The 25,081-nt window shown below is 65.9% G+C and carries 26 protein-coding genes and 1 tRNA gene; 15 read left to right on the plus strand and 12 right to left on the minus strand.

The window, feature by feature from the left end; translation table 11 throughout:
* Window positions 1-14 precede the first annotated feature (14 nt).
* Both ASD04_RS10540 and kdgD read left to right on the plus strand, forming a co-directional pair.
* On the plus strand, window positions 15-725 hold the full coding sequence (locus ASD04_RS10540) for a ribonuclease activity regulator RraA (protein WP_056256236.1): 711 nt from the start codon (window positions 15-17) through the stop codon (window positions 723-725).
* A gap of 7 nt (window positions 726-732) precedes the next feature.
* Window positions 733-1,635, plus strand: a complete 903-nt coding sequence (gene kdgD, locus ASD04_RS10545; protein ID WP_056256238.1) for a 5-dehydro-4-deoxyglucarate dehydratase — start codon at window positions 733-735, stop codon at window positions 1,633-1,635.
* Here the strand turns inward: kdgD and ASD04_RS10550 are convergent.
* Window positions 1,632-2,279 (minus strand): GntR family transcriptional regulator, encoded by a 648-nt coding sequence (locus ASD04_RS10550; protein WP_162245121.1) that lies wholly within the window; start codon window positions 2,277-2,279, stop codon window positions 1,632-1,634. The two genes, kdgD and ASD04_RS10550, sit on opposite strands and share 4 nt — an antisense overlap.
* Before the next feature lie 101 nt (window positions 2,280-2,380).
* On the opposite strand from ASD04_RS10550, the gene ASD04_RS19420 reads away from it, so the two are divergent.
* From ASD04_RS19420 to ASD04_RS10560, 3 genes are read left to right on the plus strand one after another with little or no spacing between them, the layout of a single operon-like run.
* A complete protein-coding gene (locus ASD04_RS19420) occupies window positions 2,381-2,587 on the plus strand; it encodes a hypothetical protein (RefSeq protein ID WP_156461204.1) in 207 nt (68 codons plus the stop codon).
* Between the two features lie 2 nt (window positions 2,588-2,589).
* Entirely contained in the window at window positions 2,590-3,630 is a 1,041-nt protein-coding gene (locus ASD04_RS10555; RefSeq protein WP_056256243.1) for an Ldh family oxidoreductase, read from the plus strand.
* Window positions 3,631-4,509, plus strand: a complete 879-nt coding sequence (locus ASD04_RS10560; RefSeq protein ID WP_156461205.1) for a DMT family transporter — start codon at window positions 3,631-3,633, stop codon at window positions 4,507-4,509.
* A 26-nt stretch (window positions 4,510-4,535) separates the two neighbouring features.
* On the opposite strand, the gene ASD04_RS10565 is transcribed toward ASD04_RS10560, so the two are convergent.
* The 5 genes from ASD04_RS10565 to hemC form a co-directional block, all read right to left on the minus strand.
* Window positions 4,536-4,611 (minus strand) — tRNA-Thr (locus ASD04_RS10565).
* A gap of 148 nt (window positions 4,612-4,759) precedes the next feature.
* Complete coding sequence (locus ASD04_RS10570; RefSeq protein ID WP_056256250.1) at window positions 4,760-6,127, minus strand: heme biosynthesis HemY N-terminal domain-containing protein; 1,368 nt, start codon at window positions 6,125-6,127, stop codon at window positions 4,760-4,762.
* Window positions 6,124-7,329: a hypothetical protein gene (locus ASD04_RS10575; RefSeq protein ID WP_056256253.1), complete on the minus strand. Its 1,206-nt coding sequence runs from the start codon at window positions 7,327-7,329 to the stop codon at window positions 6,124-6,126. Before ASD04_RS10575 ends, ASD04_RS10570 begins: the two co-directional genes overlap by 4 nt.
* Window positions 7,326-8,066, minus strand: coding sequence for a uroporphyrinogen-III synthase (locus tag ASD04_RS10580; RefSeq protein ID WP_056256255.1), 741 nt, complete (start codon window positions 8,064-8,066; stop codon window positions 7,326-7,328). Before ASD04_RS10580 ends, ASD04_RS10575 begins: the two co-directional genes overlap by 4 nt.
* Window positions 8,048-8,992 carry a hydroxymethylbilane synthase gene (gene hemC / locus ASD04_RS10585; RefSeq protein ID WP_056256258.1) on the minus strand — a complete coding sequence of 315 codons (945 nt, stop codon included), beginning with the start codon at window positions 8,990-8,992 and terminating at the stop codon, window positions 8,048-8,050. Before hemC ends, ASD04_RS10580 begins: the two co-directional genes overlap by 19 nt.
* Window positions 8,993-9,049: 57 nt before the next feature.
* Here hemC and tsaD point away from each other — a divergent pair, with 57 nt between their 5' ends.
* The 5 genes from tsaD (at window position 9,050) to ASD04_RS10610 (ending at window position 12,620) form a co-directional block, all read left to right on the plus strand.
* A complete protein-coding gene (gene tsaD / locus ASD04_RS10590; protein ID WP_056256259.1) occupies window positions 9,050-10,129 on the plus strand; it encodes a tRNA (adenosine(37)-N6)-threonylcarbamoyltransferase complex transferase subunit TsaD in 1,080 nt (359 codons plus the stop codon).
* Window positions 10,119-11,105 (plus strand): NAD(P)H-dependent glycerol-3-phosphate dehydrogenase, encoded by a 987-nt coding sequence (locus tag ASD04_RS10595; protein ID WP_056256262.1) that lies wholly within the window; start codon window positions 10,119-10,121, stop codon window positions 11,103-11,105. Before tsaD ends, ASD04_RS10595 begins: the two co-directional genes overlap by 11 nt.
* A gap of 4 nt (window positions 11,106-11,109) precedes the next feature.
* A complete protein-coding gene (locus tag ASD04_RS10600; RefSeq protein ID WP_056256265.1) occupies window positions 11,110-11,406 on the plus strand; it encodes a YciI family protein in 297 nt (98 codons plus the stop codon).
* A gap of 2 nt (window positions 11,407-11,408) precedes the next feature.
* Complete coding sequence (locus tag ASD04_RS10605; RefSeq protein WP_056256268.1) at window positions 11,409-11,843, plus strand: EVE domain-containing protein; 435 nt, start codon at window positions 11,409-11,411, stop codon at window positions 11,841-11,843.
* Window positions 11,844-12,215: 372 nt separating this feature from the next.
* Window positions 12,216-12,620, plus strand: coding sequence for a DUF1761 domain-containing protein (locus ASD04_RS10610; RefSeq protein ID WP_056256269.1), 405 nt, complete (start codon window positions 12,216-12,218; stop codon window positions 12,618-12,620).
* Window positions 12,621-12,764: 144 nt separating this feature from the next.
* On the opposite strand, the gene ASD04_RS10615 is transcribed toward ASD04_RS10610, so the two are convergent.
* The 4 genes from ASD04_RS10615 to dapF form a co-directional block, all read right to left on the minus strand.
* On the minus strand, window positions 12,765-13,394 hold the full coding sequence (locus tag ASD04_RS10615; protein ID WP_056256272.1) for a septation protein A: 630 nt from the start codon (window positions 13,392-13,394) through the stop codon (window positions 12,765-12,767).
* 91 nt (window positions 13,395-13,485) lie between these two features.
* Window positions 13,486-14,721 carry a signal recognition particle-docking protein FtsY gene (gene ftsY / locus ASD04_RS10620; RefSeq protein ID WP_056256277.1) on the minus strand — a complete coding sequence of 412 codons (1,236 nt, stop codon included), beginning with the start codon at window positions 14,719-14,721 and terminating at the stop codon, window positions 13,486-13,488.
* 20 nt (window positions 14,722-14,741) lie between these two features.
* Window positions 14,742-16,007 (minus strand): tRNA (N(6)-L-threonylcarbamoyladenosine(37)-C(2))-methylthiotransferase MtaB, encoded by a 1,266-nt coding sequence (gene mtaB, locus ASD04_RS10625; protein ID WP_056256282.1) that lies wholly within the window; start codon window positions 16,005-16,007, stop codon window positions 14,742-14,744.
* On the minus strand, window positions 16,007-16,858 hold the full coding sequence (dapF, locus tag ASD04_RS10630) for a diaminopimelate epimerase (protein ID WP_156461213.1): 852 nt from the start codon (window positions 16,856-16,858) through the stop codon (window positions 16,007-16,009). The genes mtaB and dapF overlap by 1 nt, the downstream gene beginning before the upstream one ends.
* 363 nt (window positions 16,859-17,221) lie before the next feature.
* Here dapF and ASD04_RS10635 point away from each other — a divergent pair, with 363 nt between their 5' ends.
* The 3 genes from ASD04_RS10635 to ASD04_RS10645 all read left to right on the plus strand — a co-directional run bounded on the left by ASD04_RS10635 (window position 17,222) and on the right by ASD04_RS10645 (window position 20,899).
* A complete protein-coding gene (locus ASD04_RS10635) occupies window positions 17,222-18,181 on the plus strand; it encodes a hypothetical protein (RefSeq protein ID WP_056256292.1) in 960 nt (319 codons plus the stop codon).
* On the plus strand, window positions 18,178-19,392 hold the full coding sequence (locus ASD04_RS10640) for a GNAT family N-acetyltransferase (protein ID WP_056256295.1): 1,215 nt from the start codon (window positions 18,178-18,180) through the stop codon (window positions 19,390-19,392). Before ASD04_RS10635 ends, ASD04_RS10640 begins: the two co-directional genes overlap by 4 nt.
* Window positions 19,393-19,465: 73 nt before the next feature.
* Complete coding sequence (locus tag ASD04_RS10645) at window positions 19,466-20,899, plus strand: methyl-accepting chemotaxis protein (RefSeq protein WP_056256296.1); 1,434 nt, start codon at window positions 19,466-19,468, stop codon at window positions 20,897-20,899.
* A gap of 2 nt (window positions 20,900-20,901) precedes the next feature.
* Here the strand turns inward: ASD04_RS10645 and ASD04_RS10650 are convergent, their stop codons facing one another.
* Window positions 20,902-21,225: a hypothetical protein gene (locus ASD04_RS10650; RefSeq protein ID WP_056256299.1), complete on the minus strand. Its 324-nt coding sequence runs from the start codon at window positions 21,223-21,225 to the stop codon at window positions 20,902-20,904.
* Between the two features lie 324 nt (window positions 21,226-21,549).
* On the opposite strand from ASD04_RS10650, the gene ffh reads away from it, so the two are divergent.
* Together ffh and rpsP are read left to right on the plus strand one after the other, a co-directional pair.
* Window positions 21,550-23,133 carry a signal recognition particle protein gene (gene ffh, locus ASD04_RS10655; RefSeq protein ID WP_056256301.1) on the plus strand — a complete coding sequence of 528 codons (1,584 nt, stop codon included), beginning with the start codon at window positions 21,550-21,552 and terminating at the stop codon, window positions 23,131-23,133.
* A 29-nt stretch (window positions 23,134-23,162) separates the two neighbouring features.
* A complete protein-coding gene (gene rpsP / locus ASD04_RS10660) occupies window positions 23,163-23,579 on the plus strand; it encodes a 30S ribosomal protein S16 (protein ID WP_056256304.1) in 417 nt (138 codons plus the stop codon).
* 197 nt (window positions 23,580-23,776) lie between these two features.
* On the opposite strand, the gene leuB is transcribed toward rpsP, so the two are convergent.
* On the minus strand, window positions 23,777-24,877 hold the full coding sequence (gene leuB / locus ASD04_RS10665; RefSeq protein ID WP_056256308.1) for a 3-isopropylmalate dehydrogenase: 1,101 nt from the start codon (window positions 24,875-24,877) through the stop codon (window positions 23,777-23,779).
* Window positions 24,878-25,081: the final 204 nt, after the last annotated feature.

Raw genomic sequence — 25,081 nt, forward strand, 5'->3', positions numbered from 1 at the left:
TTGTGAGCCACCAGATGAAGCCCGAAACACGGGACAAGCTGTCTCGTGTCAGCGTTGCCACGCTATGCACGGCGCTGTTCAAGCGCGGATTGCGCAACCAGACCATCCAGGATGTCCATCCCGTGGCCCGGAAAGGCCGCAACATGGTGGGGCCGGCCTTCACCCTGCGCTACATCCCGGCGCGGGAGGATCTTAACGGCATCGAGGTGTTCAAAAACCCGAACCACCCGCAGCGGGCGGGCGTCGAGGCCTGTCCACCGGGCGCCGTCATGGTCATGGATAGCCGCAAGGATCCGCGCGCCGCTTCGGCCGGTGGGATCCTGGTGACCCGCCTCATGGTGCGCGGCGCGGCCGGCGTGGTGACCGACGGCGGCTTCCGCGACAGCCCCGAGATCGCCACGCTCGACATCCCGGCCTATCACAACCGTCCATCCTCCCCGACCAACCTCACACTGCACCAGGCGCTCGAATTCGACATTCCGATCGGCTGCGGCGACGTGGCCGTGTGGCCCGGCGACGTGGTGGTCGGCGACGACGAAGCCGTCATCATCATCCCCAAGGCCATTGCCGACGAGATCGCCGACGAGGCGGTCGAGATGACCGTATTCGAGGACTTCGTCACCGAGGAAGTCCGCAACGGCAAGACCATTATCGGGCTCTATCCGCCCACCAATCCCGAAACCCACATCAACTTCGCCGCCTGGCGTACCAAGACCGGAAGGTAATTTTCTCATGACTCCGCAAGATATCAAGGCCCGTATCGGTTCCGGCCTGCTCTCCTTCCCGGTGACGCCATTCGACGCCGACAACCGTTTCAACGCCTCGGCCTATGCCGCCCATATCGAGTGGCTGTCGACCTATCCGGCCGCGGGCCTGTTCGCCGCCGGCGGCACAGGCGAGCTGTTCTCGCTGCGTCCCGAGGAAGTGGTCGATGCCGTCCGGACCGCCAAGTCGGTTTCGGGCAATACGCCGATCCTGTCCGGCTGCGGCTATGGCACGGTCATGGCGGTCGATATGGCCAAGGCCGTCGAGGCTGCCGGCGCCGATGGCTTGCTGCTTCTGCCGCATTATCTCACCGAGGCCCCGATGGCGGGCATCTACGAGCATGCCAGGCAAGTCTGCAAGGCGGTCAAGATCGGCGTCATCTTCTACAACCGGGGCAATTCGCGCCTTGATGCTGATCACCTCGAACGCCTGGCCGATGAGTGCCCCAACCTCATCGGGTTCAAGGACGGCACGGGCGATGTGCTCGCCGTGCGCCAGATCGTGTCGCGCCTGGGCGATCGCCTCGCGTATGTCGGCGGCATGCCGACGCATGAGCTGTTCGCCGAGGCGTTCAATGCGGTGGGCGTCACCACCTATTCCTCGGCGGTGTTCAACTTCATCCCGGAAACGGCGCTGAAATTCTACACCGCCCTGCGCGGCAACGACCGTCCCACCATGGAGAAGATTCTCACCGAATTCTTCTACCCTTTCATGGCCCTGCGCGAACGCCGGGCCGGCTATGCCGTTGCCGCCATCAAGGCCGGCGTACGCCAGCGCGGCTTCGCCGCCGGCAAGGTGCGCTCGCCGCTGGTCGATCTCACCGACGAGGAAGAGGCCATCCTCGCCAACCTGATCAAGCCCTATAGCTAAGGCAGGAAGTAATGGGGGTAGGCGGTTCGCAGATCGTCCACGGCGCGCAGCGTCTCGCTCAGATGGACACGGACCGCCGCCCGGGCGCGGGGGGCGTCGCCCGCCTTGAGGGCATCGAGCAGTTCGCCATGTTCGGCGAGGATTCTCTCGGCCTTGCCGGGATAGATGTTGATGGAGCGCAAGCGGTCGACATTGCCGCTGCGGGCCACCACCTGCTCCCACAATTCACCATGGCCGACAGCCTCGCACAAAGCGGCGTGGAAGCTCTGGTCCGGCGGGCGGATGGCGCGCGGATCGTTGGTGCCGCGCCAGATGCGCCACATCTCGGCCAGGATCGCCTCGGCCTCGCTCAGGTCATAGGCCGTGGGCTTCCGCGCTATGGTCTCGGCCACTTCGGCCTCGACCGCGACGCGCAGGAACTGCGCCTGCGCCGCCTGGCGGGCGTCGATCAGCGAGATCATCGTGCCCGATTGCGGGAAGACATCGACGAGCCCCTGCTGCTCCAGACGCAGCAGCGCTTCGCGGATCGGGGTCTGGCTCACGCCGAACCGGGCGGCCAGCGCACTGCGCGAGACGTTGCTGCCGGGCTCCAGGTGCAAAGCAATGATCTCGTTGCGCAGCGCATCGAAGATCTGATTGACCACCGGAAGGCGCCGGTCGAGGCGGGCAGGGGATGGGGTCGGGCTTTGAATCATGCGGTTCCTATCTCGAAAAACTAATATATTTGAAGTGAGGGGATAAGATAGTGGATAGTGCAAGGGCCGGGGAAATTCACAGGAACTTCCTGGCAGAAGACATGGGTGGCACCAATGTCACCCGCGTCAAATCGGCCCTGCAGATGCAGGGCCACGACTGCGGCCCGGCTCGCCCGCCTTCGGCCTGGCCGCTCACCGCGACGCAGCAGGATCGCCTGCGCGATTTCATGATCCAGAACAAGCTGATCGGAGCCTGAGCATGGCGCGTATCGATGTCGACCGCCTGCGCCATGCGCTTGGCGCTCTCCTCACGGCCGGCGGCATGGATGCCGACAAGGCCCCTGTTGTCGCCGAGGTGCTGGTCGAAGCCGACATGATCGGCCACACCACCCATGGCACGGGCCTGGTGGCGGGTTATCTCGATGGCCTGCGCAATGGCGAGCTCAAGGGGCAGGGCGATATCGAGGTCATTGCCGACCGCGGCGCCTGCATCACCTGGGATGGCCGCAAGCTGCCAGGGCCATGGCTGGTCCGCCGGGCGCTCGATCTGGCCTGCGCGCGGGTGGCCCAATATGGCGTGGTGACCGTCGCCATCCGCAACAGCCATCACACCGGGGCGCTGGCCGCCTATATGAGGCGGGTCACGGACCAGGGCTATGTCGTCCAGATGAACTGCTCCACCGTGTCGGCCTGCCGCATGGCCCCGTTCGGCGGCACCGAGCCGGTGCTGACGCCCAATCCCCAGGCCTATGGCTTTCCCACCGACGGGGACCCGATCCTCATCGATATCAGCGCCTCCATCACCACGACCACCATGACACGGCAGCTGGCGGCCGCGGGGCAGCGCTATCCGGAGGCCTGGGGGCTCACCGCCGATGGCCAGCCCACCGACGATCCCGAGGATGTGGTGTCGCGCGGCGGCACGCTCATGCCCATCGGCGGCGCGCGCAAGGGCTACAAGGGTTTCGGCATGGCGCTCGCCGTCGATGTGCTGAGCCAGGGACTTGCCGGCAGCGGCCGCGCCGAACAGCACGAGCCGATGACGCTCTCGGTGTTCCTCCAGGTGCTCGATCCCGCCGCCTTCAGTGGCCGGGAGGCCTTCGTGACCGAGGCCAGCCATACCGCCGGCCTCTGCCGCGACAACCGGCCGGCGCCGGGCTTGGGCAAGGTGCGGGTGCCCGGCGACGGCGCCGCAGCATCACGGCGGCGCGCGCTGGCCGAAGGGGTCGAGATCGACGACGCCATTCTCGATGGCCTGGCGAGCCGGGCCACAGCCCTCAACGTGAACTGGCCGCTCTGATTGCGCCTTAACCCCATTCTTGCCGGCTGCATGCTGATGCTGGTCGCTGCCGTGGTCGGGGTCATGGACGTGATCGCGGTGCGGCTCATCGATGACCGCGTGCATCCGTTCGAGATCGTGTTCTTCCGCAATCTCTTCAGCATGCTGGCATTGATGGCGCTGATGCCGCGGGCCGAATGGCATTTGCGCGGCGGCACGCTGTGGCCGCTGCATATTGCGCGCGCCGTGCTCAAGCTCTTCGCGCTGGGCGCCTCCTTCATCGCCATTGGCCAATTGCCGCTGGCGACCGTGACCTCGATCGGCTTCACCACGCCGGTCTTCGCCGTCATCGGCGCGGTGCTCATCCTTGGCGAGCGCGTGCGCTGGCCGCAGATGGTGGCCCTGCTGATCGGCTTCGGTGGCGTGCTGGTGGTGGTGCGGCCCGATGTGACGGCACCCGACTGGAACCTGCTCTATGCCTTTGCCTCGGCGCTGGCGCTGGCGGCCGTCATGCTGCTGCTCAAGGCCTCGGCCGACCGCGAGGACGGGCGCCGCGTCACCTGGCTCAACCTGATCCTCAGCGTGCCGCTGGCCGGGCTGATGTGCGCGCCATTCTGGTCCAATCCGGCTCCGCTCGACCTCGCCATCATGGCCATTCAGGGCGTGGGTGGATTGCTGGCGCAACTCTCGGTATCGGCCGCCATGCGCATGGGCCGGGCATCGGTATTGATTATCGTCGACTTCATCCGATTGCCCCTGGCCATCGGCGCCGGGCTGCTGTTTTTTGGGGAATCGCTCGATGCGCCGATCATTGCCGGCGGGGCGCTGATCCTGGTCTCGCTGCTGCTCAACGGCTTCGTCGCCTCACGCCACCGGGACGTGGTGACGCCGCCGGGCTGAAGATCGTTGATCTCGATGCGTGGAAATGGTGCCGCTTAGGTGACTCGAACACCTGACCCCATCATTACGAATGATGTGCTCTACCAACTGAGCTAAAGCGGCTTAACCCTTCACACTGGCCATACTATGGCCCTACTAACTTTCACTCACCAGCCCCAACTCACTGGCTTCGAACCTCATTCTGTAGCGGACCCGCTAATTACGAATGATGTGCTCTACCAACTGAGCTAAAGCGGCAACGGCTGGCCTTTTACGTTGGGTTGGCGGCCGGTGCAAGAGGCAAGGGGGCTTCCGCGGGCAATTGCGGGGGGAGCGGTTCGGCGATCGGGCGGCCGGTGATGGTCATCGGCACTTTCCACTCGAAAGCGTCGAGCTTGCCAGTGACCGGGGATATCGGCTCCCATTCGTCGCTGACCAGGCCATCGGCGGTCCAGGCCGGGTCGCGCGGGGCGCGGACGGCGCGGGCCAGCCATTCGCGGGCCTTGCCCTGGTCGCCGCTCTGGCCTTCCTCGATCTCGGCCATCAGGCTGGCGACGCCCTGGGTGGCCTCGGGGCCGATGAAGGGCGCCAGCGCCGATCGGGCCAGGGGCCAGTCATAGGCATCGATGGCGGCGCGGGCCAGGGCCATGCCGGCGGCGCGATGTGGCGGCGGGGTCTCGATGATTTCGCCCAGGCGCTTGAGCCGTTCCACCGCCGAGGCGCCGGGTTGGGCATGGGCATAGAGCGCGGCGATATCGGGGTGGCCGGTAGCGCGCCAGATGCGGCGCAGCAGGCTCATGGCCTTGCGCGTCTCGCCCCTGTTGATGTGGATGCGGGCGGCGATCAGGGCTGCCGGCACAAAGTCGGGCAGCAGCTTGAGCGCGGTCAGCGCGTGGTCGAGCCCGGCCAGCGGCGCGCTGGTCTCGGCCTCGCGGGCGCGGGCGGTTTCGATCACCGCCTGGCGGCGGCGCTTGCGGGCGCGGTCCTCGCGGCTCTGCGCCTGCTCGACATTGACCATGGCCACCGCATCGGCCCATTGGCCGCGCCGCGTCAGGTCGTCGAAGACGGCGTCGGCAGCCCAGCTGCTTTGCGGCGCCAGCGCCAGGGCCTTGCGGGCAAAGGTCAGCGCCGCTTCGGGCCGTTGCTGGGTGCGGGCCTGGTCGTAAAGTCCGGTCAATGCGGCGACTGCGGTCTTTTCGCTGGCGATGAGGGCGCGGTAATGCTCGCGTGCCGCCGGCATGTCGCCCAAAGCCAGGTCGGCGCGGGCCTCGAGCAGCCTTGCGGCGGCATTGGCGGGCAGGCGGGCCTGCGCCTCGCGCGCCAGCATGCGGGCACGGCCCGGATCGCCGGCCTGCAGGGCCACGATGGCGTCGGACAAGGCTTCGACCCCCTGCTCGCGCCGGCGTTCGCGGCTGCGGCGGGCCATGTTGCGCGGCGCCGACAGGATGCGCCGGACGATGGCCCAAAGGCCGATGACCACGATGGCCACGACGATGACCATGAAGATGGCCGCGCCCAACCTGGGCTGCATGCGATAGCCGGCTGCTTCCAGTGTCAGCGTGCCGGGCAGCGAAATCAGCCAGGCCGCCAGTGCGGCAACCAGCAGGCTGCCTGTTATCCAGGAGGCGAGGCGGATCATTGGCCGACTCCGCCGGCAAGGGCGCTGGCCCGCAGCGTATCGAGGAAGCGCGCGGCCTCGGCCTGGCCAGCGATCAGGGCCGGCACATCCTCGCCGGCCGCCAGCATGGGGGCGGGCAGGGCTGGCAGCAGGGTTTCGGCGGTGACGAAATCGCGGCGGGCAATGGCGCCTTCAAGGCGCGACATCACCGCTTCGGGGGTATCGCCCGCGATCTCGCCGGTGGGCCGCAGCGCAATAGCCGAGCGGAACCAGTCGAGCGCGCCATCCTGCCATTGCGCCGTGGGATCGGCCGGGCGGCCCGCCAGCATGGCCGGCAGCACTGCGGCGAAACGGCTGGAGATCACGTCGGGGCGCGTGAGACCGGTTTCGGCATTATTGGCGATGGCGGTGGGCACCGCGGCCTCGGGCATGGCGGCGCGCAGCGCAGCCAGCTCGGTTTCATAGGGCCGGCCATTGGCAAAGGCGGTTTCGAAGCCGGACAGGATCAGCGGCAATTGCAGCACCGCGCCGATATCGCCGGGCTGCTCGGCCAGCGTGGCTGTGGTCGCGGTCATGGTGGTGTCGAGGGTGCGCAATCCGGCTTCGGCGGTGCCGAGCCGGGCGGCGACTTCGTCGAGCCTTGTGCCCAGTGCGGCGAGGTCGGTGCGCAGGGCGTCGGCTGCGCCGCTATCGGCAGCGGGGGCCGGCGTGGCAGCCAGCGTATCCATGCGGGTGGTGAGCGCGGCGATATCGGCCTCGATTTCCGTGAGATCGACCGGCGCGGCGCCGGTGGTGGAGGGGGCTGCCGATTCGAGGGCGCCGATGCGCTGGTTGAGCGTCGCCAGCTCGCTTTGGGTGGTCTCGGTCACCGTCTCCAGTTCGGGAATGGCGGTGGCAAATTGGGCGAGGCGCGGATCGGCCACCGGGGCGGGTGCGGGCATCGATGGCCACAGGCCGAACCAGGCGAGGGCATAGGCCGCGGCGAGGCCGAGCACGCCGCCAAGCACCGCAGCGCCGAAGGCAAAGCTCCCGGCTTGCCGCGGGCCTGCCGCCGGTTTGCCCGCCGCTTGCTCGCTCTTTGCCTGCGCCTGCCTGGTTTCCGGCTTGTCGGCGCCGGTTTCGCGCGGTTTGAGGTCGAGCACCGGCGGTTTGACCGGGCCGGTCTTGCTTTCGGTCGGCTTGCTGTCCGCCATGGCAGTGTCCTCTTCTTGGGTGCCGATCATGGCCCAGTTTGCTCGCGGGCAAAAGCCAAAGCGAGTGCCATCATGGCGTCTTCGTCGGGCCGGTCGGCCAGGCTGATGCGGCTGAAGCGCGCTTCGAGCAGTGGCTCGGCCACCGCCTCGGACATGCAGAGCATGGCCGGGCGGTTGCGGCGCTCGCGCTGCAAAGTGCCGGCCAGCCGGGCGAATATCTCGGACGAACGGCGCGAATAGGCCAGTACCGCGCCGATTTCTCCGCCCAGTTCGGCCAGAACGGTATCGGGCAGGGCGTCGGCCGCCACCATTTCATAGACCTTCGAAGTCGCCACCATGACGCCCAAGGGCGCCAGGGCCTTGGCGAGGTCGGCGCTTTGATGCTTGCCGGCGGGATAGAAGATCGGTCCGCGCATGCGGGCTATGGTCATGGCATTGACCAGGTCCTGGAAGGCCCCGGCGGCGCTGCTGACCCGGACAAAGCCGGCCTCGTTGGCCTCGCGCGCCGTATGGTCGCCTACGGCGAAAACCGGCAGGTGGCGGTATCGGTCGAGCATATTGCGGTCGGCCAGCGCGCGGATGGCATTGGCTGACGTCAGCACCATCGCGGTGAAGCCATCTGGCGGCGGCAGGCTGCCCTCAAGCGTCTGGCGCACCATGAGGGGCGCGGCAATGGCCTCGATGCCGAGCGCACCGAGCCGGGCCAGCGTGGCCTGCGCATCGGGCTCGGGCCGGGTCACCAGCATCTTCATGAGCGTTGCGCCCATTGCGCCAGCCATTCCGTGCCGGCCTGCGCGATCAGGTCGTCGCCCACCTGGCGGCCGAGCGCTTCGGGATCGCTGCCGGTGGCAGCGCTGTTGAATTCCGTGCGGCCATCCAGGCTCAATATCTGCCCCTTGAGGGTCAGCGTGGCGCCATCGAGCCGGGTCAAGGCGCCGACCGGCGTGCGGCAGGAGCCGTCGAGCACGGCCAGCATGGCGCGTTCGGCAAGAATCGCCTTGTGGGTGGGGGCGTGGTCCAGCGCCGCGACGATTCCGGCCATGCGCGCGTCATCGCTGCGTACGGCCAGGCCGATGGCGCCCTGCGCCGGGGCCGGCATGAAGATTTCGGGGTCGAGCAGGGCGGTGGCCCGGTGGCCCTCGCCCAGCCGGTTGAGCCCGGCCATGGCCAGCATGGTGCCGTCGGCCACGCCATCGAGCAGTTTTTGCAGCCGTGTGCCGACATTGCCGCGGAAGGGCACGATGTTGAGGTCGGGCCGCAGGCGCAAAACCTGCGCGGCGCGGCGAATGGACGAGGTGCCGAACCTGCCGCGCTCGGGCAGGTAGTCGATGCCGCGCGCCTTGACAGAGAGGAAAGCGTCGCGCACGTCCTCGCGTTCGAGAAAGGCCACGAGGCTGATGCCATCGGGCAGGCGCGTCGCCACATCCTTGGAGGAATGGACGCCGATATCGACCCGGCCCGACAGCATGGCCTCGTCGATTTCCTTGGTGAACAGGCCCTTGCCGCCGATTTCGATCAGGCTGGCATTGCTGGCCTGGCTGCGGTCGCCGCCGGTGGAAATCACCTCGATGGCGATATCATCCTCGCTGACGCCATGGGCTTCGCTCAGCAGGCGCCGCACCAGCCGCGCCTGGGCCAAGGCCAGCGGGCTGCCGCGTGTTCCGATCCGGGCGAATGGTGTCGAAGATTGCAAAGTCCGAACGTCCTATAGTAGGCAGGGTTGACCCCCAGAGGGAGTAACCAGTTCATCGTGACCGGGCAAGCGCCAGCCATCATCCTCGGCATAGAGACCAGCTGCGACGAAACCGCGGCAGCTGTGGTCCTGCGCGACGAATCCGGCAGAGCCACGATTGCCTCCAATGTGGTGCGCAGCCAGCTCGATGAACATGCGGCATTCGGCGGCGTGGTGCCTGAACTGGCGGCACGCGCCCATGTCACCTATCTCGACCATATCATCGCCCAGGCCTGCCGCGAGGCCGGCGTAAGGCTGGACGAGGTCGACGCCATCGCCGCCACGGCCGGGCCGGGGCTGATCGGGGGCGTACTGGTGGGTCTCACCACCGCCAAGGCGCTGGCGGCGGCGCTGGGCAAGCCGCTGATCGCGGTCAATCATCTGGAAGCCCATGCGCTGACGGCGCGGCTGACCGACGGGGTGCAGTTCCCCTATCTGATGCTGCTGGTGAGCGGCGGGCACAGCCAGTTCGTGCTGGCGCGTGGCGTCGGCGATTACGAGCGCTGGGGCACGACGATCGACGATGCTTTGGGCGAGGCCTTCGACAAGGTGGCCAAGCTGCTAAGCCTCGGCCATCCCGGTGGGCCGGCCGTCGAGGCCATCGCCAAGTCCGGCGACCCGAAGCGCTTCAAGTTTCCGCGACCACTGCTGCGCGAGGCGCGGCTCGATTTTTCCTTTTCCGGTCTCAAGACTGCGGTGCGGCTGCAGGCCGAGGCATTGGCGCCGCTGGGTGACCAGGATGTGGCCGATATCGCCGCCAGCTTTCAGGCGGCGGTGGCCGAAGTGGTCGCGGTGCGCGCCGGGCAGGCTTTGGCCAAGTTCAAGGCTGAATTGCCCGATGCCAGCCCGCAACTGGTGGTGGCCGGCGGCGTTGCCGCCAATCAGGCCATCGGCAGCGCTTTGCGCGGTGCCTGTGCCGAGGCGGGTGCCGCGCTCATCGTGCCGCCCATCGCGCTCTGCACCGACAATGGCGCCATGGTCGCCTGGGCCGGGGCTGAGCGTTTTGCGTTAGGCGTACATGACGGGCTCGAATTCACCGCCCGGCCGCGCTGGCCGCTCGATCTCGATGACATGAGGATAGCCCCCGATGCGGCTTGAAACGGTCTCGGTCATCGGCGGCGGGGCCTGGGGTACGGCACTGGCGCAGGCTGCCGCCATGGCCGGGCGCACGGTGTCGCTGGTGGCGCGGGATGCGAGCCAGGTCGACGAGATCAATACCAGCCATGCCAATGCCCGCTATCTGGGAGCGCAGAAGCTTCATCCGGCCATCAGCGCCACGACCGCCGCAGGCGATGCCGACATCGTCATCCTGGCTGTCCCCGCCCAATCGAGCCGTGCCGCCCTGGCGGCGCTCGACCCCGTTCTCCTCGCCGGCAAGCCGGTGGTGCTGTCGGCCAAGGGGCTCGAAACAGGCACGCTGCAGCGGCAGAGCGAAATTCTCAACGACATGGCGCCCGATGCCATTCCCTTCGTTCTGTCCGGCCCCAGCTTTGCCATGGATGTGGCGGCAGGCCGGCCGACGGCGGTGACGCTGGCGGGCGACGATGCCAACGAGACCTCGGCGCTGGCGGCGGCGCTGGCCGGGCCCAGCTTCCGCCCCTATGCCGCCGATGACCGTATCGGGGTCGAGATCGCCGGGGCGCTGAAGAATGTCTATGCCCTGGCCTGCGGCGCCGTCGATGGCGCCGGCCTGGGCGCATCGGCCCGCTCGGCGCTGATCGCCCGCGCCTATGCGGAAATGGCGCGCATGGTCTCGGCCATGGGCGGTTCGGCAGCGACGCTGACCGGCCTTGCCGGGCTGGGCGACCTGACGCTGACCTGTACCTCGGTGCAGTCGCGCAACTACCAGTTCGGCATGGCGCTGGGCCGCGGCCAATCGGTGGAAGCCATCATCGCCGATGGCGCCAAGCTGGCAGAAGGCGTCGCCACGACACCGGTTGCCGAGGCGCTGGCGCGCAGCCTTGCCGTCGAGGCGCCGCTGATCCAGGCGGTGCATGCCGTGCTGAGCGGCAGCGCCGATATTGCCACAGTCGTTGCGGGGCTGATGTCCCGCCCACTCAAACGGGAGGATTGATCCCATGCCGCTCTTCGTGATGATCGCCAAGGACAAGCCGGGAACCGGCGACAAGCGTACCGCCACCCGGCCGGTGCATATGGATCACCTCACCGCCATGGGCGACAAGCTGGTCTTTGCCGGTGCGCTGATGGGTGAGGACGGCAATCCCGAAGGCTCGCTGCTGGTGCTGGAAGCCGATAATCTCGAAGCGGCCAAGGCGGTGTTGCTGGCCGATCCCTTCGTGTCCGAGGGCATTTTCGGTTCGGTCGAGGTCAAGCCGTGGCGCATCGCTTTCAACCATAGCGGACGGGAGTTCTAGCCATGGCCTATTGGCTGATGAAATCGGAGCCCGATGTCTTCTCCTTCGACGACATGGTGGCCAAGACCAAGCGCGGCGAGCCCGAGCAGTGGCATGGCGTGCGCAACTACACGGCGCGCAACAACATGATGGAAATGCAGCTGGGAGACCTGGCCTTTTTCTATCATTCCAATATCGGCAAGGAGATCGTGGGCATCATCAAGGTGATCGCCCTGGCCCATCCTGACAGCACCGCCGAGCCCAACGATAAGGGCAAGATTGTCTGGCAATGCGTCGATGTGGAAGCGGTGAAGCCGCTGCCCAAGCCGGTGACCTTGGCCGAGGTCAAGGCCACGCCGGAACTGGCCAATCTCGAACTGGTGCGGCTCTCGCGGCTATCGGTGTCGCGGGTCGGCGAGGATGAGTGGAAGCTGATCTGCAAGATGGGCGGGCTTTAGGGCGTGGTTGCCCCTTCCGCGTCCCTGGAATTGTCGGTTCTTGCGCCTCCCTCCCCTCGAGGGGGAGGGCTATCGCATATGAGAGTGGAGCCCAAGTAACCTCGCCCCTGAGGGGAGAGGTCGACCCGAAGGGTCGGGTGAGGGGTTCAGCGCCGCGGCGGACATTGTGCATTTCACCAGCACTGAACCCCTCACCCCACCCTCTCCCCTCAGGGGCGAGGGAGCCCACGCTCAGTGACGAGACTGCTTCCTTCCTCCATAAGGGGGAGGGTGGACAGTGCCGATAGGGAAGTGTCGCCATCGACTCTAGGCTGTCGGCGTTCCGAACGCTAATCTCCCTCTCGCGCAAATAGCGCTCGGGGGAAATCAATCATGTCGCATTTCGCCGTCAACTGGCTCGCCGTGATCCTGGCCACTGTCGTCAGCTGGAGCTTCGGGGCCGGGTGGTACATGCTGCTGGCCAGGCAGTGGACTGCCGCCATCGGCAAGAAGCCCGAGGATATCGATAAGGCCGATTACACGCCCTATCTATGGTCGGTGCTGTGCCTGCTGGTCATGGCCTATTTCATCGCCCTGCTGACGCCGCTGCTGACCGGCTCGCTCAGCGTCACCAACGGGCTGATCGTCGGTGCTCATATGTGGCTGGGCTTCATCGCCACATCCATGGTGCTCAACCATCGCTACCAGGGTGCGCGCTGGTCGCTCACCGTCATCGATGGTGGCTACCTGCTGGCGGTGCTGCTGATCGACGGGGCGATCGTGGGCGTGTTCGGGTAGGCGCGCAGCGCCACCTCTCCCTTGGGGGAGAGGTCGACCCCTTCGGGTCGGGTGAGGGGGCCTTCCCCGAACACCGAGCCAAGTAAAGGCCCCCTCACCCGGCCTTCGGCCGACCTCTCCCCCGAAGGGAGAGGTGAAGAGGTGCTAACTCTCCACCACGATCGGCGGTACGTGCTTGGGCTCGGCCGGCGGGGCGTATTTGTTGAGCAGGCCGACCTGGGTGATCGAGAAGATCACGGTCAGCGGCATCACGCCCCAGACCTTGAAGGCGACCCAGATATCGGTCGAGAAATTGCGCCACAGGATCTCGTTGATGACAGCGAGAACCACGAAGAACAGGCCCCAGTTCAGCGTCAGCTTGCTCCAGCCCTCGGGGCGCAGCTTGTAGACGTCGCCGAAGACGTATTTCAGCAGCGATTGTCCGAAGACCAGCCCGCCCAGCAGCACCGCCGCGAACAGCGAATTGGTGATGGTCGGCTTGATCTTGATGAAGGTGTCGTCCTGCAGCCAGAGCGTCAGTCCGCCGAAGACCAGCACGACGACGCCAGTCACCAGCGGCATGATGGCGATCTTCTTGAGGATCAGCCAGGTCAGCACCAGCGAAATCACCATGGCGCCCATGAACCAGGCGGTGGCGACGAAAATGTCGGCGCGCGCATTGGCGATGAAGAACACCACCAGCGGGCCCAGTTCGAGCGCCATCTTGGTCAGCTGCGGGCGCAACTCGTCCCAGTTGATTTCGGGCTCGGCTTTCTCGGTGGCTTTTTCGACCATGGGCAAGGCTTTCAGTTCGACGCGTTGCAATGTGAGGGCAAGCGCCGGGTGATGCAAGGCGGGATAGACCGCAAGCGTGGTGAGATTGGGGCTATTCCCCTCCCGCAATGGCCCGGGCGAAGTCGCTGGCGGTAAACGGTTCGAGATCGCCCACGCTTTCGCCGACGCCGATGAAGTGCACCGGCAGGCCGAATTTGCGGGCAATGGCGACGAGAATGCCGCCGCGTGCCGTGCCGTCGAGCTTGGTCATGACCAGCCCGGTCACGCCGGCGCGCTGGCCGAAGATTTCCACCTGCCTGAGGGCGTTTTGTCCGGTGGTGGCATCGAGCGTCAGCAGGGTGGCATGGGGGGCGCTGGGATCGACCTTCTTGATGACGCGGATGATCTTTTCCAGCTCGTTCATCAGCTCGTCGCGGTTCTGCAGCCGCCCCGCCGTATCGATGATGAGCACGTCGCGGCCCTCGGCCTTTGCCTGCGTCACCGCGTCATAGGCGAGGCCCGAAGCGTCGGCACCGGCCGGGCGGGTAATGACCGGCGCATTGGTGCGCTGGCCCCAGACCTGCAATTGCTCGATTGCGGCGGCGCGGAAGGTGTCGCCGGCCGCGAGCATCACCGACTTGCCCTCGACCGCCAGCTTCTGCGCCAGCTTGCCGATAGTGGTGGTCTTGCCCGAGCCGTTGACGCCGATCATCAGGATGACGAAGGGTTTTTGCGCGGGGTCGATCACCAGCGGCAGGGCAACCGGACCCAGCACCTTCTCGACCTCGGCGGCCAGCACGGCGCGGACATCCTCGCCCGATACATCGCGGTCGAAGCGGTCGCGGCGCAGGGTCTCCGATATGGCCGTGGCGGTCTCAATGCCCAGATCGGCCTGGATCAGCACGTCTTCCAGCTCATCCAGCGTCGCCGCATCGAGCTTGCGCTTGGTAAAGACCGAGGTGATCGAGCCGGTGAGCTGGTCGGACGAGCGCTTGAGGCCGGTGGCCAGCCGAACAAACCAGCCCTGGCGCGGCGCTTCGAGGGGAACCTCCACCATGGCGGGCGGATCGATGGCAACCGCCATGGTCTCGACCACCGGCTCCGGCTGGGGCTGCGGCGTGGACTGCTCCTCGATATCCTCGACATAGTCGGGCGTGGTTTCCGGCGGACCGGGCAAGGGGACGGGTTCAGGCTCGGGTACCACATCAGGTGGTGGCGCGGGCGTGGGCGCGACCGGCTCGGGCGCCGGCGCCGGGGTTTCCGGCCGCGTTTCGGGCGGCGCAGGCGTCTGCACCGGCGGCTCGCCGCCGAACAGGCGCTTGAAGAATCCCGGCTTCTTGTCGGTCATTTTTTGCCTTTGGTCCGTATTCAGGCGGCTTCGCGCAGCGCTTCGCCGATCAGCCCATCAGCGGCAGTGCCCGTAACCCGAACGGCCAGCAGCTCGCCCGGTTGCGAGCCCGCCACGGTGACCGGCACGAACTGTTCGGTGCGGCCCAGGCCGTTGCGCTCGATGAGGACGTTCTCGATCTTGCCGATCCGGCTGGCCATCAGATTTGCCAGCTGCAGGTTGCCGGCCTGCCGCAAGATTTCTGCCCGATTTCTTGCGATTTTCTTGTCCACCTGCGGCATGCGGGCGGCGGGTGTGCCCTCGCGCGGCGAATAGGGGAAGACGTGGAGATAGGTCAGGTCCGCCTCGGCGACGATGGCGAGCGTATTGGCAAACATGGCGTCGGTTTCGGTGGGGAAGCCGGCGATGATATCGGCGCCGAAGACCATGTCGGGGCGCAGGCTGCGCAGCTTGCCGACAATGGCCAGCGCGTCGTCCCTGGAGTGGCGGCGCTTCATGCGTTTCAGAATCATGTCGTCGCCCGATTGCAGGCTGAGATGCAGATGCGGCATCAGCCTTCGGTCGGTAGCCACGGCATCATACAGCGCTTCGTCGGCCTCGATGGAGTCGATGGAAGAAATGCGCAGGCGCGGCAGATCGGGGACATGGCGCAGGATGGACTGGGTCAGCTTGCCCAGGGTCGGGCTGCCGGGCAGGTCGGGGCCGTAGGAGGTGATGTCGACGCCAGTCAGGACCACTTCGCGATAGCCGTTGGCGACGAGCTTTTTCACCTGCTCGACCACCATGCCCATGGGCACCGATCGCGAGGGGCCGCGGCCGAAGGGGATGATGCAGAAGGTGCAGCGGTGGTCGCAGCCGTTCTGCACCTGGACGAAGGCGCGGGCGCGGCCGTCCATGCCCTCGATCAGGTGGCCGGCGGTTTCCCGCACGCTCATGATATCGTTGACCTGCACCTTGTCGTTGAGCGGCGTGCCGAAGACCATGGGGGCGTAGCTCTGCGCCTTCATCTTGTCGGCATTACCGATGACGAGGTCGACCTCCGCCATGTCGCCGAAGCTGCGGGCTTCGGTCTGCGCGGCGCAGCCGGTGACGATGATGCGGGCCGATGGATTGTCGCGGCGGGCCTTGCGCACGGCCTGCCTGGCCTGTTTCACCGCTTCGGCAGTGACGGCGCAGGTATTGATGATGATGGCATTGTCGAGCCCGGCCTTTTCGGCCTCTGATTTCATCACCTCGGCTTCGTAGGCGTTGAGCCGGCAGCCGAATGTTACCGTTTCGACGGCCATCAGGCCGCCACCTCGTTGCGCGCCCAAAGGCCGGAGGCGGGGTCGAGCGTACCAGTCCATTCGAGCTCGGCCGGGCCGGTCAGTACCACATGGTCGTCGTCGCGCCATGCTACGAACAGGTCCCCGCCGGGCAGGGTGACGGTGGCGGATCGTGCCGTGCGGCGGGTGCGGGCGCCATTGACCACGGCGGCGCAGGCGGCGGTGCCGCAGGCTTCGGTGAGGCCGGCGCCGCGTTCCCAGGTGCGGAGGATAATCTTGTCCTGGGCCACCACCTGGGCGATGGAGATATTGGCGCGTTCTGGGAAGATGGGGTGGTTTTCCAGCATGGGCCCGAAGCGGTCGAGCGCATAGTTCCACACATCGTCATGCACCCAGAAGGTGGCTTGCGGATTGCCCATCGAGGCGACCGAAGGCGAATGGAGCACTGGCGCGTCGATCGGGCCGATCTGTAATTCGATCTTGCGGGTGTCGGCAAATTCATCGGCCAGGGGAATGTCGTACCAGGCGAACTTTGGCGTGCCCATGTCGACGGTGATCATGCCGTCGTCGCGGGTCTCGCCAAACAGGATCCCAGCCACGGTCTCGAAGGTGAACTTCTGCTGGCCCTGCTCTGCCGTCAGCATCTGCACCACGCAGCGCATGCCATTGCCGCAGGCCTGGGCGATGGAGCCATCCGAATTGATGATCTCGATATAGTTGGCGGTGCCTGGCGTGCGGGAATCGTGGATTGCCATGATCTGGTCGAAGCTGGTCCCGGCGGTCGCATTGATGGCGATCGCCGCCGCCGGGGTGACCCGGTCGGCGCGGCCGCGCATGTCGGCCACGATGATCTGGTTGCCCAGCCCGTTCATCTTGAGAAACGGCGCGCCGCTCAATTGGTCTGCCTCGTCCAATGCTGTTCGGGCTCTATATGGCGGATAAAGGCGAAAATTGCCAGTGCGGGGCGCCTTTTCCTTCTCCCCGCGCGGGAGAAGGGGGCGCGCAGCCCCGGATGAGGGGTCTGCGATGGGGAAGGCAAACCCCTCACCCGCCCTCTTCCGCAAGGGGAGAGGGGAAGAAAGTCTAAAAATATTCATATTTTGTAAGGGTTTCGCACTTCATGGCGCCTTAACCAGCAAACCAGTCTGGGCGCGCCAAAGTTGAGCTTGTCGGTTACCTTCCGCCCAGATGTTGAGGATCGACCCTTTCCGCCAACGCCTTGGAGGCCCGGCCCCATGAACATGACCATGCAGACCGACCAGATCATCACCGACTGGCAGCCTCATTTCCCGTCCCTGTGGGGCAATCATTCGCTGGCGCTGAGCCATCGCCTGGCCGCTTCGCCGCTGTTCAGCGACGATGCGCTGGCGCGATTGATCGACAAGTCGCCGCGCGAGGCCTACCACGTCAATTATTCGCAGAAGACGCCGGGCAATCCGCCCAAGCGCCGCGAGGGCGAGATCAAGGGCCTGACCGGCCACGAAGTGCTTGATGTGGTCAGGAACGGCAATATCTGGGTCAATCTCACTGCCCCGGCCAGCGTCGATCCCGCCTATGGCGAACTGCTCGACAGCCTCTATGCCGAATTCGAGGAGCGCGTTCCCGGCTACAAGAGCTACAAGCGAAATCTCACCATCCTCATTTCCTCGCCGAATGTCTCGGTGAAATATCATTCGGACGTACCCGGCCAGAGCCTGTGGCAGGTGCGCGGCACCAAGAAGGTGTTCGTCTATCCGGCCAACAAGCCGTTCATTTCGCAGCCGGCGCTGGAAAAGCTCATTCTCGGGCAGCTCCGCGAAACCGACATGCCCTATGAGAGCTGGTACGACGACTATGCCGAAGTGCATATGCTCGAAGCCGGCAAGATGCTGCACTGGCCGCTCAACGGGCCGCATCGGGTGGTCAACGAGAATATGCTCAATGTCTCCTTCACCACCGAACACTGGACCGACGAGCTGCGCAAGCACTATGCGGTCAACTATGCCAACGGCTTCCTGCGCTCCAAACTGGGCATGCAGAAGCTGAGCCAGCAGGTGACCGGCGCGTCCTATCTGGTCAAGCTGGCCACGGCCGCGGCGGTCAAGTTCACCCCGCTCAATCCGCAGAAGAAGAAGGTCTATACCGTCGACTTCCAGGTCGATCCGACCGCGCCCGAAGGCGTGCGCGACATCGAGGGTTATTCCTTCAGCAAATGAGTGCGCTCGGCGTCCTTCCCAGAACCGATGAGCGGCGGCGTTTTCGCGCCGCCGATCGCGTTGGCGCCGATGTCTGTGCGCTGCGCGCCGCCGTGGTGCGGACGCGCGAAGCGTTCGACGCCATGGCCTATCAATGGGAAGGGCTCGAAGCCCAGGTCGATGGCGCCCTGCTGTTCCAGGGCAGTGGCTGGGCCAGGGCCATCTTCGATTTCGAGGCCGCCCGCGGCAATGCCGCCTTCGATCCGGTGGTGGTGACGCTGAGCGATGGCCAGCGCCTCGTGGCAGTGCTGCCGCTTGAGCGCATCCGCACCCGCGCCCGCACCGTGCTGGCGCCGCTTGGCCATGCCTTCAGTCAATATTCCGATGCGCTGATTTCCGCCGGGCTCGAGCCGCGCGATGCCGTGGCGCGGCTGCTGCGCGCGGCCGTCACGGCGGCCCCCTGCGATGCGGTGAGTTTTCTCAAGGTGCGCGAGGACAGCCTGCTGGCCCGCGGCATGCCGGCCAACCACCTCGTCACCGGCGCCGAACAGGGCGCGCCCTATGTGGCGCTCAGCGGCTTCGAAGACTATGCGGCCTATTTCCAGACCATCAAGCCCAAGACGCGCAAGAACATGCGCAATGCCCGCAACCGGCTGGAGCGCGATGGCGCGGTGACCCACCATGTCGCCGAGACCGCCGGGGAAATGCTTGGCATCATCGAGCGCACGCTGTCGGGCCGGGCCGGGCGTCTGCGCGATCAGGGGCTGAGTTCGCGCGCCTTCCGCGATGCCGCCTTTGCCAATTTCTGCGCTTCCATTGCCGGGCGCGCCGACCTGCCGGTGCTGGCCATGTCGCTGCACCACAATGGCGAGCCTGTCGCCGAGCAGTGGGGGTTCGTCCACAAGCAGCGCTATTATGCCTTCGTCGCCAGCCGCGACTTCTCCAATTCCGATGAAAGCCCCGGCAAGCTGCATTTGGGCGAAGTCATCCATGCCTGCGCCGAACGCGGGCTCGACGGCGCCGACCTGATGGTGCCGGTCATGCCCTACAAGCTCACCTGGGCCACCGAAGTCGTGACGGTGCGGGACTATGCCCTGCCGGTCACGCCGCGCGGCGTGCTGGTACTCAATCTCTGGGACAGGACGCTGCGGCCCTTCATCAAGAAGACCGTGCTCAATATGCCCGCCGGCCTGCGGGCCCTGGCTGTCAGGCTGGCAGGTCGCAGTCTCTAAAGCGCAAACAGGGTTAATCCTTCCTTACCCATTCCGTACTAGGATTCCCCGATGCCGCTCTGGAGGGGGATGCATGACGGCCAGCACTGCGCAAAGACTTGAGTCACGGCATGCCGACGGCATGCGCCAGACCGATATCGGCGACCGTGCCGGGCGGTTGGGTGTCGAGATCGCCGACGTGGCCGGACTGATTTCGGACCTGTCTGCCATCAGCCAGCAGCAGGGATTGCAGGCAGAAGCCGCCCGCACCGCGGCCGGCGAAATGAATGCGGCGGCCGGACAGCTCGGCCGCTCGATGACGACGACGCGCACGGCAGCGGCCGAGGTGCGCGCCATTCTCAACCAGAGCACCCAGGCCGTGTCGGGCGCGGTGACGCGCACCGCCGATACGATGGCGACCCTGTCCGATGGCGCCATGAGCATCAAGACCACGCTTGACGGGGTGTCCGGCACCATTCGCAATGTCGAGGCGGCCAGCGCCGCCATCGCCCAGATTGCGCGGGAAACCAAGCTGCTGGCACTCAATGCCTCGGTCGAGGCAGCCCGCGCCGGCGATGCCGGGCGCGGCTTTGCCATCATCGCCAATGCGGTCAAGGGACTGGCCGACCAGATTCATGGCTTTTCCAGCCAGACCAGCAGCAATCTCGAGCAGTTGACCCAGGCCTTGGGCGCGTTGGGCGCGCAGGCCGGTGGTAATGCCGAAGCGGCGCAGCAGGCCATGGCCGATTCCGGCGCTGCCGCCGAGGCGAGCTCGACGCTGGCCGACCTGGTGGGCTCGGTCGATCGCCTGGTCACCGATATCGACGCCATGGCGCAGCCGGTGGAGCAATCCGTGACGGGTTTCGAGACCATGCAGGCCGAACTGGCGGCCTTGGCCGATGGCGTGGCCGAGGGGCGCGGTCACCTGGCCCAGGCCGAAAAGCGGACGCAGTCGATCCTGTCGATCTCGGAAGAATTCATGCTGTTCCTGGTGCAGAGCGGCTTTGAAACCGCCGATGCGGCCTTCATCGACCTGGCCCGCTCCAAGGCCGGCGAGATTTCCGAGCTGTTTTCTGCAGCCGTCGCGCGGGGCCAGATCAGCATGGCGGACCTGTTCGACGAGGCCTATCGGGATGTTCCAGGCAGCAATCCCAAGCAGGTGCTGACGCGGTTCAATGCCTTTACAGATCGCGTGCTGCCTGACGTGCAGGAGCCGGTGCTGGGCTTTGACAAGCGCATCGCCTTCTGCGCGGCGGTCGATCGCAATGGCTATCTGCCCACCCACAACACCATCTATTCCCAGCCGCAGGGCAGCGATCCGGTGTGGAACGCCGCCAATTGCCGCAACCGGCGCATCTTCAACGACCGGACCGGGCTTTCGGCCGGGCGCTCGACCCGGCCCTTCCTGCTGCAGACCTATCGGCGCGACATGGGCGGCGGGCAGTTTGCGCTGATGAAGGATTGCTCGGCCCCGATCATCGTCAATGGCCGGCATTGGGGCGGGCTGAGGCTGGCCTTCAAGGTCTAGACCTAGTTGGCGGGCGCCCCGCCGCGATACTTGTCCATCACCGCATCGAGCCGGGCATTGTCGATGGCCGGGTTGATGGCCTGCAGGCAAGGCAGCAGGATCGCCTTGTTGTCGCGTTCGCGCGCGCCATTGAGCTCGTCGGCGGTGCGGGCAGGGGTGACGCCGGCAAAGCAGGTCGCAAATTGCAGCGGCGTTACGCCCAGTTCGCCCGCCACCGCCGCGACCGGACGGTTGGGATCATGCAAAACCTGCTGGGGGGTCGAGGCCGCCAAAGCAGGGGTAGCGAGGCCGAGCAAGGCAAGGCTGGTCATGGCAATCTTGGTCATGATGGTTCTCCTCCGTCGCATGCGAGGATGAGCGCGGCCCGGCGGATGGACAAGTTAGGGTTTGGTCATTGTCTTGCGCGTCCTGTCACCTGCCGGAAAGCCTCCGGCAAGGTTGGGCGGCCATTCTTGACTCCAGCGCCCCTTTCCCCTAAACGCTGGCCCATTCATCAGGCTTTGCTCCTGACCAGCCGACCGGGACCCCCAAGGGTATAAACCGATCCCGGAGGCCACCATCCGCCAGCGCGTTGCGCCCGCGGGTGGGTTTGGCGTTTGGACTGATGGATCCTATGTCTCGCGGGACATCCCGCAGAGAAGGACCAAAATATGTTCGAGAGCCTTTCAGACCGGCTTGGCAAAATCTTCGATGGGCTTCGTGGCCGCGGCGCGCTGAATGCGGCCGATGTCGATGCAGCCATGCGCGAAATCCGCCGCGCGCTGATCGAGGCCGACGTGTCGCTCGAAGTGGTCCGGGCCTTCGTGGAACAGGTCAAGGAGCGCGCTGTCGGCGCCGAAGTCACCCGCTCGGTGACGCCGGGCCAGCAGGTGGTCAAGATCGTCCATGACGAGCTGGTCGCCGTGCTGGGTGACACGGCCTCGCCTATCGACCTCAATGCCAAGGCGCCCGTCACCCTGTTGATGGTGGGCCTGCAGGGCTCGGGCAAGACCACCACCACCGCCAAGATCGCCAAGCGCCTGACCGACCGGAACAAGAAGAAGGTTCTGCTCGCTTCGCTCGATACGCGCCGTCCCGCCGCCATGGAGCAGTTGCGCGTGCTGGGCGAGCAGGTCGGCGTCGATACGCTGCCGATCGTCACGTCGGAAACTCCGGTGCAGATCGCCCGCCGCGCCGAGCGCGAGGGTCGCCTGGGCGGCTATGACGTGCTCATCCTCGATACGGCCGGCCGCACCCATATTGACGAAGAGCTGATGGCCGAAACGGCCGAGATCAAGGCCATCGCCAACCCGCATGAAATCCTGCTGGTGGTGGATGCGCTGACGGGTCAGGACGCCATCAACGTCGCCCGCAGCTTCGACAGCCGGCTCGACGTCACCGGCATCGTGATGACCCGCGTCGATGGCGATGGCCGTGGCGGCGCGGCCCTTTCCATGCGCGCGGCGACCGGCAAGCCGATCAAGCTGATCGGCGTCGGCGAAAAGATGGATGCGCTGGAGGATTTCCACCCCAGCCGCATCGCCGACCGCATCCTGGGCATGGGCGATATCGTCTCGCTGGTCGAAAAGGCCGCCGAGCATGTGTCGGCCGAAGATGCGCAGAAGATGGCAAAGAAGCTCAAGAAGGGCTCCTTCGACCTCGAAGATTTGCGCAGCCAGCTCATCCAGATGAAGAAGATGGGTGGCATGGGCGGCCTCATGGGCATGCTGCCCGGCGCTGGCCAGATCAAGAAGGCTATGGCCAATTCCAATGTCGACGAGAAGGTGTTCGATCGTCAGATCGCCATCATCAATTCGATGACGAAGAAGGAACGCGCCGCGCCCGAACTGCTCAATGCCAGCAGGCGCAAGCGTATCGCTGCCGGTGCCGGTGTCGAAGTTTCCGAGATCAACAAGCTGGCCAAGCAGCACCGCCAGATGGCCGACATGATGAAAAAGGTCGGCAAGGGCGGCATGGGTGCCTTGGGCGGCATGTTCGGCGGCAAGATGGGCAATATGCTCGGCGGCATGCCGGACCTCTCCAAAATGGACCCGGCCCAGCTCGAACAGATGGCCCGCCAGGCCGGCATCGACCCCAACCAGCTCAAGGGCCTGCCTTCGGCGCCGACGCCCCAGCTTGCCGAAAAGCTCCCCAGCGATGTCGGCGCCTTGTTCAAGTCCTCCGGTTCCGGGCTGCCCGGCCTCGGCGGCGCCCCCCGTTTCCCCGGCCTTCCCGGCCTGGGCAAGAAGAAATAGTCGTTTCATCTAAACTCAAGGATACCAAAATGGCCCTCAAGCTCCGTCTTTCCCGTGGTGGCACCAAGAAGCGCCCGTTCTATCACATCGTCGTCGCCGATGCCCGCTCGCCCCGCGACGGCCGCTTCATCGAAACCCTGGGCACCTTCAATCCGCTGCTCGCCAAGGACGCGGAAAACCGCGTCGTGCTGAACGCCGAGCGCGCCAAGCACTGGCTGGATGTTGGCGCACAGCCGACCGACCGCGTGCTGCGCTTCCTCGACGCCGCCGGCGTTGCCAAGCGCGATGTCCGCAACAACCCGAACAAGGCCAAGCCGGGCGAGAAGGCCGTGGCCCGCGCCGACGAGAAGGCTGCCAAGGCTGCCGCCGTGGAAGAAGCCAAGAACGCACCGAAGGAAGCCCCGGTCGAGGAAGCTCCCGCCGCCGAGGAAGCTGCTTCGGAATAAGTTTCCTGCCGCTCGAATTGAAAAGCCCCGGTGCGTGAGCGCCGGGGCTTTTTGTTTGACTGGTGAACCCGCCCTCGTGGTTCGAGGCTCGCGAAGAGCTCGCACCTCACTATGAGGTTTCAGGGGCATTCGGCGCAGGAAGTAGCCCTCATGGTGAGGTGCGCTTCTTCAGCGCCTCGAACCACGAGGGCGTGGCGCTAAGCCTTCAACTTCCCCAGAATCGCCGCGCCCATCTCCTCGGTCCCGACAGTCTTGCGGTTGTCCTGGGCGATATCGCCGGTGCGCAGGCCGTCGCTGAGTACCGCCGATATGGCGTTCTCGATTTTCGTCGCCAGCTCGACCATGCCGAAGCTGTAGCGCAGGGCCATGGCCACGCTGGCAATCATGGCGATGGGGTTGGCGATGCCCTTGCCGGCAATGTCGGGCGCCGAGCCGTGTACGGGCTCGTAGAAGGCCTTGCGCTTGCCGGTCACCGGATCGGGGGAACCCAGCGAAGCCGAGGGCAGCATGCCGAGCGAGCCGGTCAGCATGGCAGCGACGTCGGAAAGGACGTCGCCGAACAGGTTGTCGGTGACCATGACGTCGAACTGCTTGGGATTGCGCACCAGCTGCATGGCGGCGTTGTCGGCCAGGATGTGGTGCAGTTCTACGTCGGCATAGTCCTTGCCCACGCCCTTGACCACTTCGTCCCACAAGACGCCCGACTTCATGACATTCTTCTTGTCGGCCGAATGTACCTTGTTGTTGCGGGTGCGGGCCAGGTCGAAGGCGACGCGGGCGATGCGGTCGATTTCATAGGTCTCGTAGACCTGGGTATCGACGGCGCGCTTCTGGCCGTCGCCGAGATCGGTGATGACCTTGGGCTCGCCGAAATAGACGCCGCCGGTCAGTTCGCGCACGATGAGGATATCGAGGCCTTCCACCAGTTCGCGCTTGAGCGAGGAGGCATCGGCCAGAGCCGGATAGCAGATGGCGGGGCGCAGGTTGGCGAAGACGGCCATTTCCTTGCGCAGGCGCAGCAGGGCGGCTTCGGGCCGGTGCTCATAGGGCACGTCGTCCCATTTCGGGCCGCCCACGGCGCCGAAGATCACTGCATCGGCGGCCTTGGCCTTTTCGGTGTCCTCATCGGTGATGGCCACCTGATACTTGTCATAGGCCGAGCCGCCGGCCAGGCCGGAATCGGTCGAAAAATCGGTCAGCTGTTCGGCATTGGTCCAGGCGATCAGCTTTTCCACCTCGAGCATGATCTCGGTGCCGATGCCGTCGCCGGGCAGCAGGAATAGGGAATGGGTGGCCATGGAAGTCCTCGCCGTACTGGTGGTTACGCCTGTGCCGCGCACATAGCGGGATTTCTGGCTGGCGCGCAAGGGTGTGCGGGGGTTGATCGGTCCTGCCGGGCAGCAAAAAGTCGGCCCGAGGCTGGCCGTTTGATATTCTCGAGCGGAGGACGTCGCATATTGAGTGGAGCGGAAGTCACCTCTCCCCTGAGGGGAGAGGTCGAC

Source organism: Devosia sp. Root436, assembly GCF_001426345.1.
Classification (GTDB): Bacteria; Pseudomonadota; Alphaproteobacteria; order Rhizobiales; family Devosiaceae; genus Devosia.

Coding starts and splice junctions, on each gene's coding strand:
- ASD04_RS10540 (WP_056256236.1), top strand. CDS start 15: ATGAAGCCCGAAACACGGGACAAGCTGTCTCGTGTCAGCGTTGCCACG.
- kdgD (WP_056256238.1), top strand. CDS start 733: ATGACTCCGCAAGATATCAAGGCCCGTATCGGTTCCGGCCTGCTCTCC.
- ASD04_RS10555 (WP_056256243.1), top strand. CDS start 2,590: ATGGCGCGTATCGATGTCGACCGCCTGCGCCATGCGCTTGGCGCTCTC.
- ASD04_RS10570 (WP_056256250.1), bottom strand. CDS start 6,127: ATGATCCGCCTCGCCTCCTGGATAACAGGCAGCCTGCTGGTTGCCGCA.
- ASD04_RS10575 (WP_056256253.1), bottom strand. CDS start 7,329: ATGATCGGCACCCAAGAAGAGGACACTGCCATGGCGGACAGCAAGCCG.
- ASD04_RS10580 (WP_056256255.1), bottom strand. CDS start 8,066: ATGGGCGCAACGCTCATGAAGATGCTGGTGACCCGGCCCGAGCCCGAT.
- ASD04_RS10595 (WP_056256262.1), top strand. CDS start 10,119: ATGCGGCTTGAAACGGTCTCGGTCATCGGCGGCGGGGCCTGGGGTACG.
- ASD04_RS10600 (WP_056256265.1), top strand. CDS start 11,110: ATGCCGCTCTTCGTGATGATCGCCAAGGACAAGCCGGGAACCGGCGAC.
- ASD04_RS10605 (WP_056256268.1), top strand. CDS start 11,409: ATGGCCTATTGGCTGATGAAATCGGAGCCCGATGTCTTCTCCTTCGAC.
- ASD04_RS10610 (WP_056256269.1), top strand. CDS start 12,216: ATGTCGCATTTCGCCGTCAACTGGCTCGCCGTGATCCTGGCCACTGTC.
- ASD04_RS10615 (WP_056256272.1), bottom strand. CDS start 13,394: ATGGTCGAAAAAGCCACCGAGAAAGCCGAGCCCGAAATCAACTGGGAC.
- ftsY (WP_056256277.1), bottom strand. CDS start 14,721: ATGACCGACAAGAAGCCGGGATTCTTCAAGCGCCTGTTCGGCGGCGAG.
- mtaB (WP_056256282.1), bottom strand. CDS start 16,007: ATGGCCGTCGAAACGGTAACATTCGGCTGCCGGCTCAACGCCTACGAA.
- dapF (WP_156461213.1), bottom strand. CDS start 16,858: ATGAACGGGCTGGGCAACCAGATCATCGTGGCCGACATGCGCGGCCGC.
- ASD04_RS10635 (WP_056256292.1), top strand. CDS start 17,222: ATGAACATGACCATGCAGACCGACCAGATCATCACCGACTGGCAGCCT.
- ASD04_RS10640 (WP_056256295.1), top strand. CDS start 18,178: ATGAGTGCGCTCGGCGTCCTTCCCAGAACCGATGAGCGGCGGCGTTTT.
- ASD04_RS10645 (WP_056256296.1), top strand. CDS start 19,466: ATGACGGCCAGCACTGCGCAAAGACTTGAGTCACGGCATGCCGACGGC.
- ASD04_RS10650 (WP_056256299.1), bottom strand. CDS start 21,225: ATGACCAAGATTGCCATGACCAGCCTTGCCTTGCTCGGCCTCGCTACC.
- ffh (WP_056256301.1), top strand. CDS start 21,550: ATGTTCGAGAGCCTTTCAGACCGGCTTGGCAAAATCTTCGATGGGCTT.
- rpsP (WP_056256304.1), top strand. CDS start 23,163: ATGGCCCTCAAGCTCCGTCTTTCCCGTGGTGGCACCAAGAAGCGCCCG.
- leuB (WP_056256308.1), bottom strand. CDS start 24,877: ATGGCCACCCATTCCCTATTCCTGCTGCCCGGCGACGGCATCGGCACC.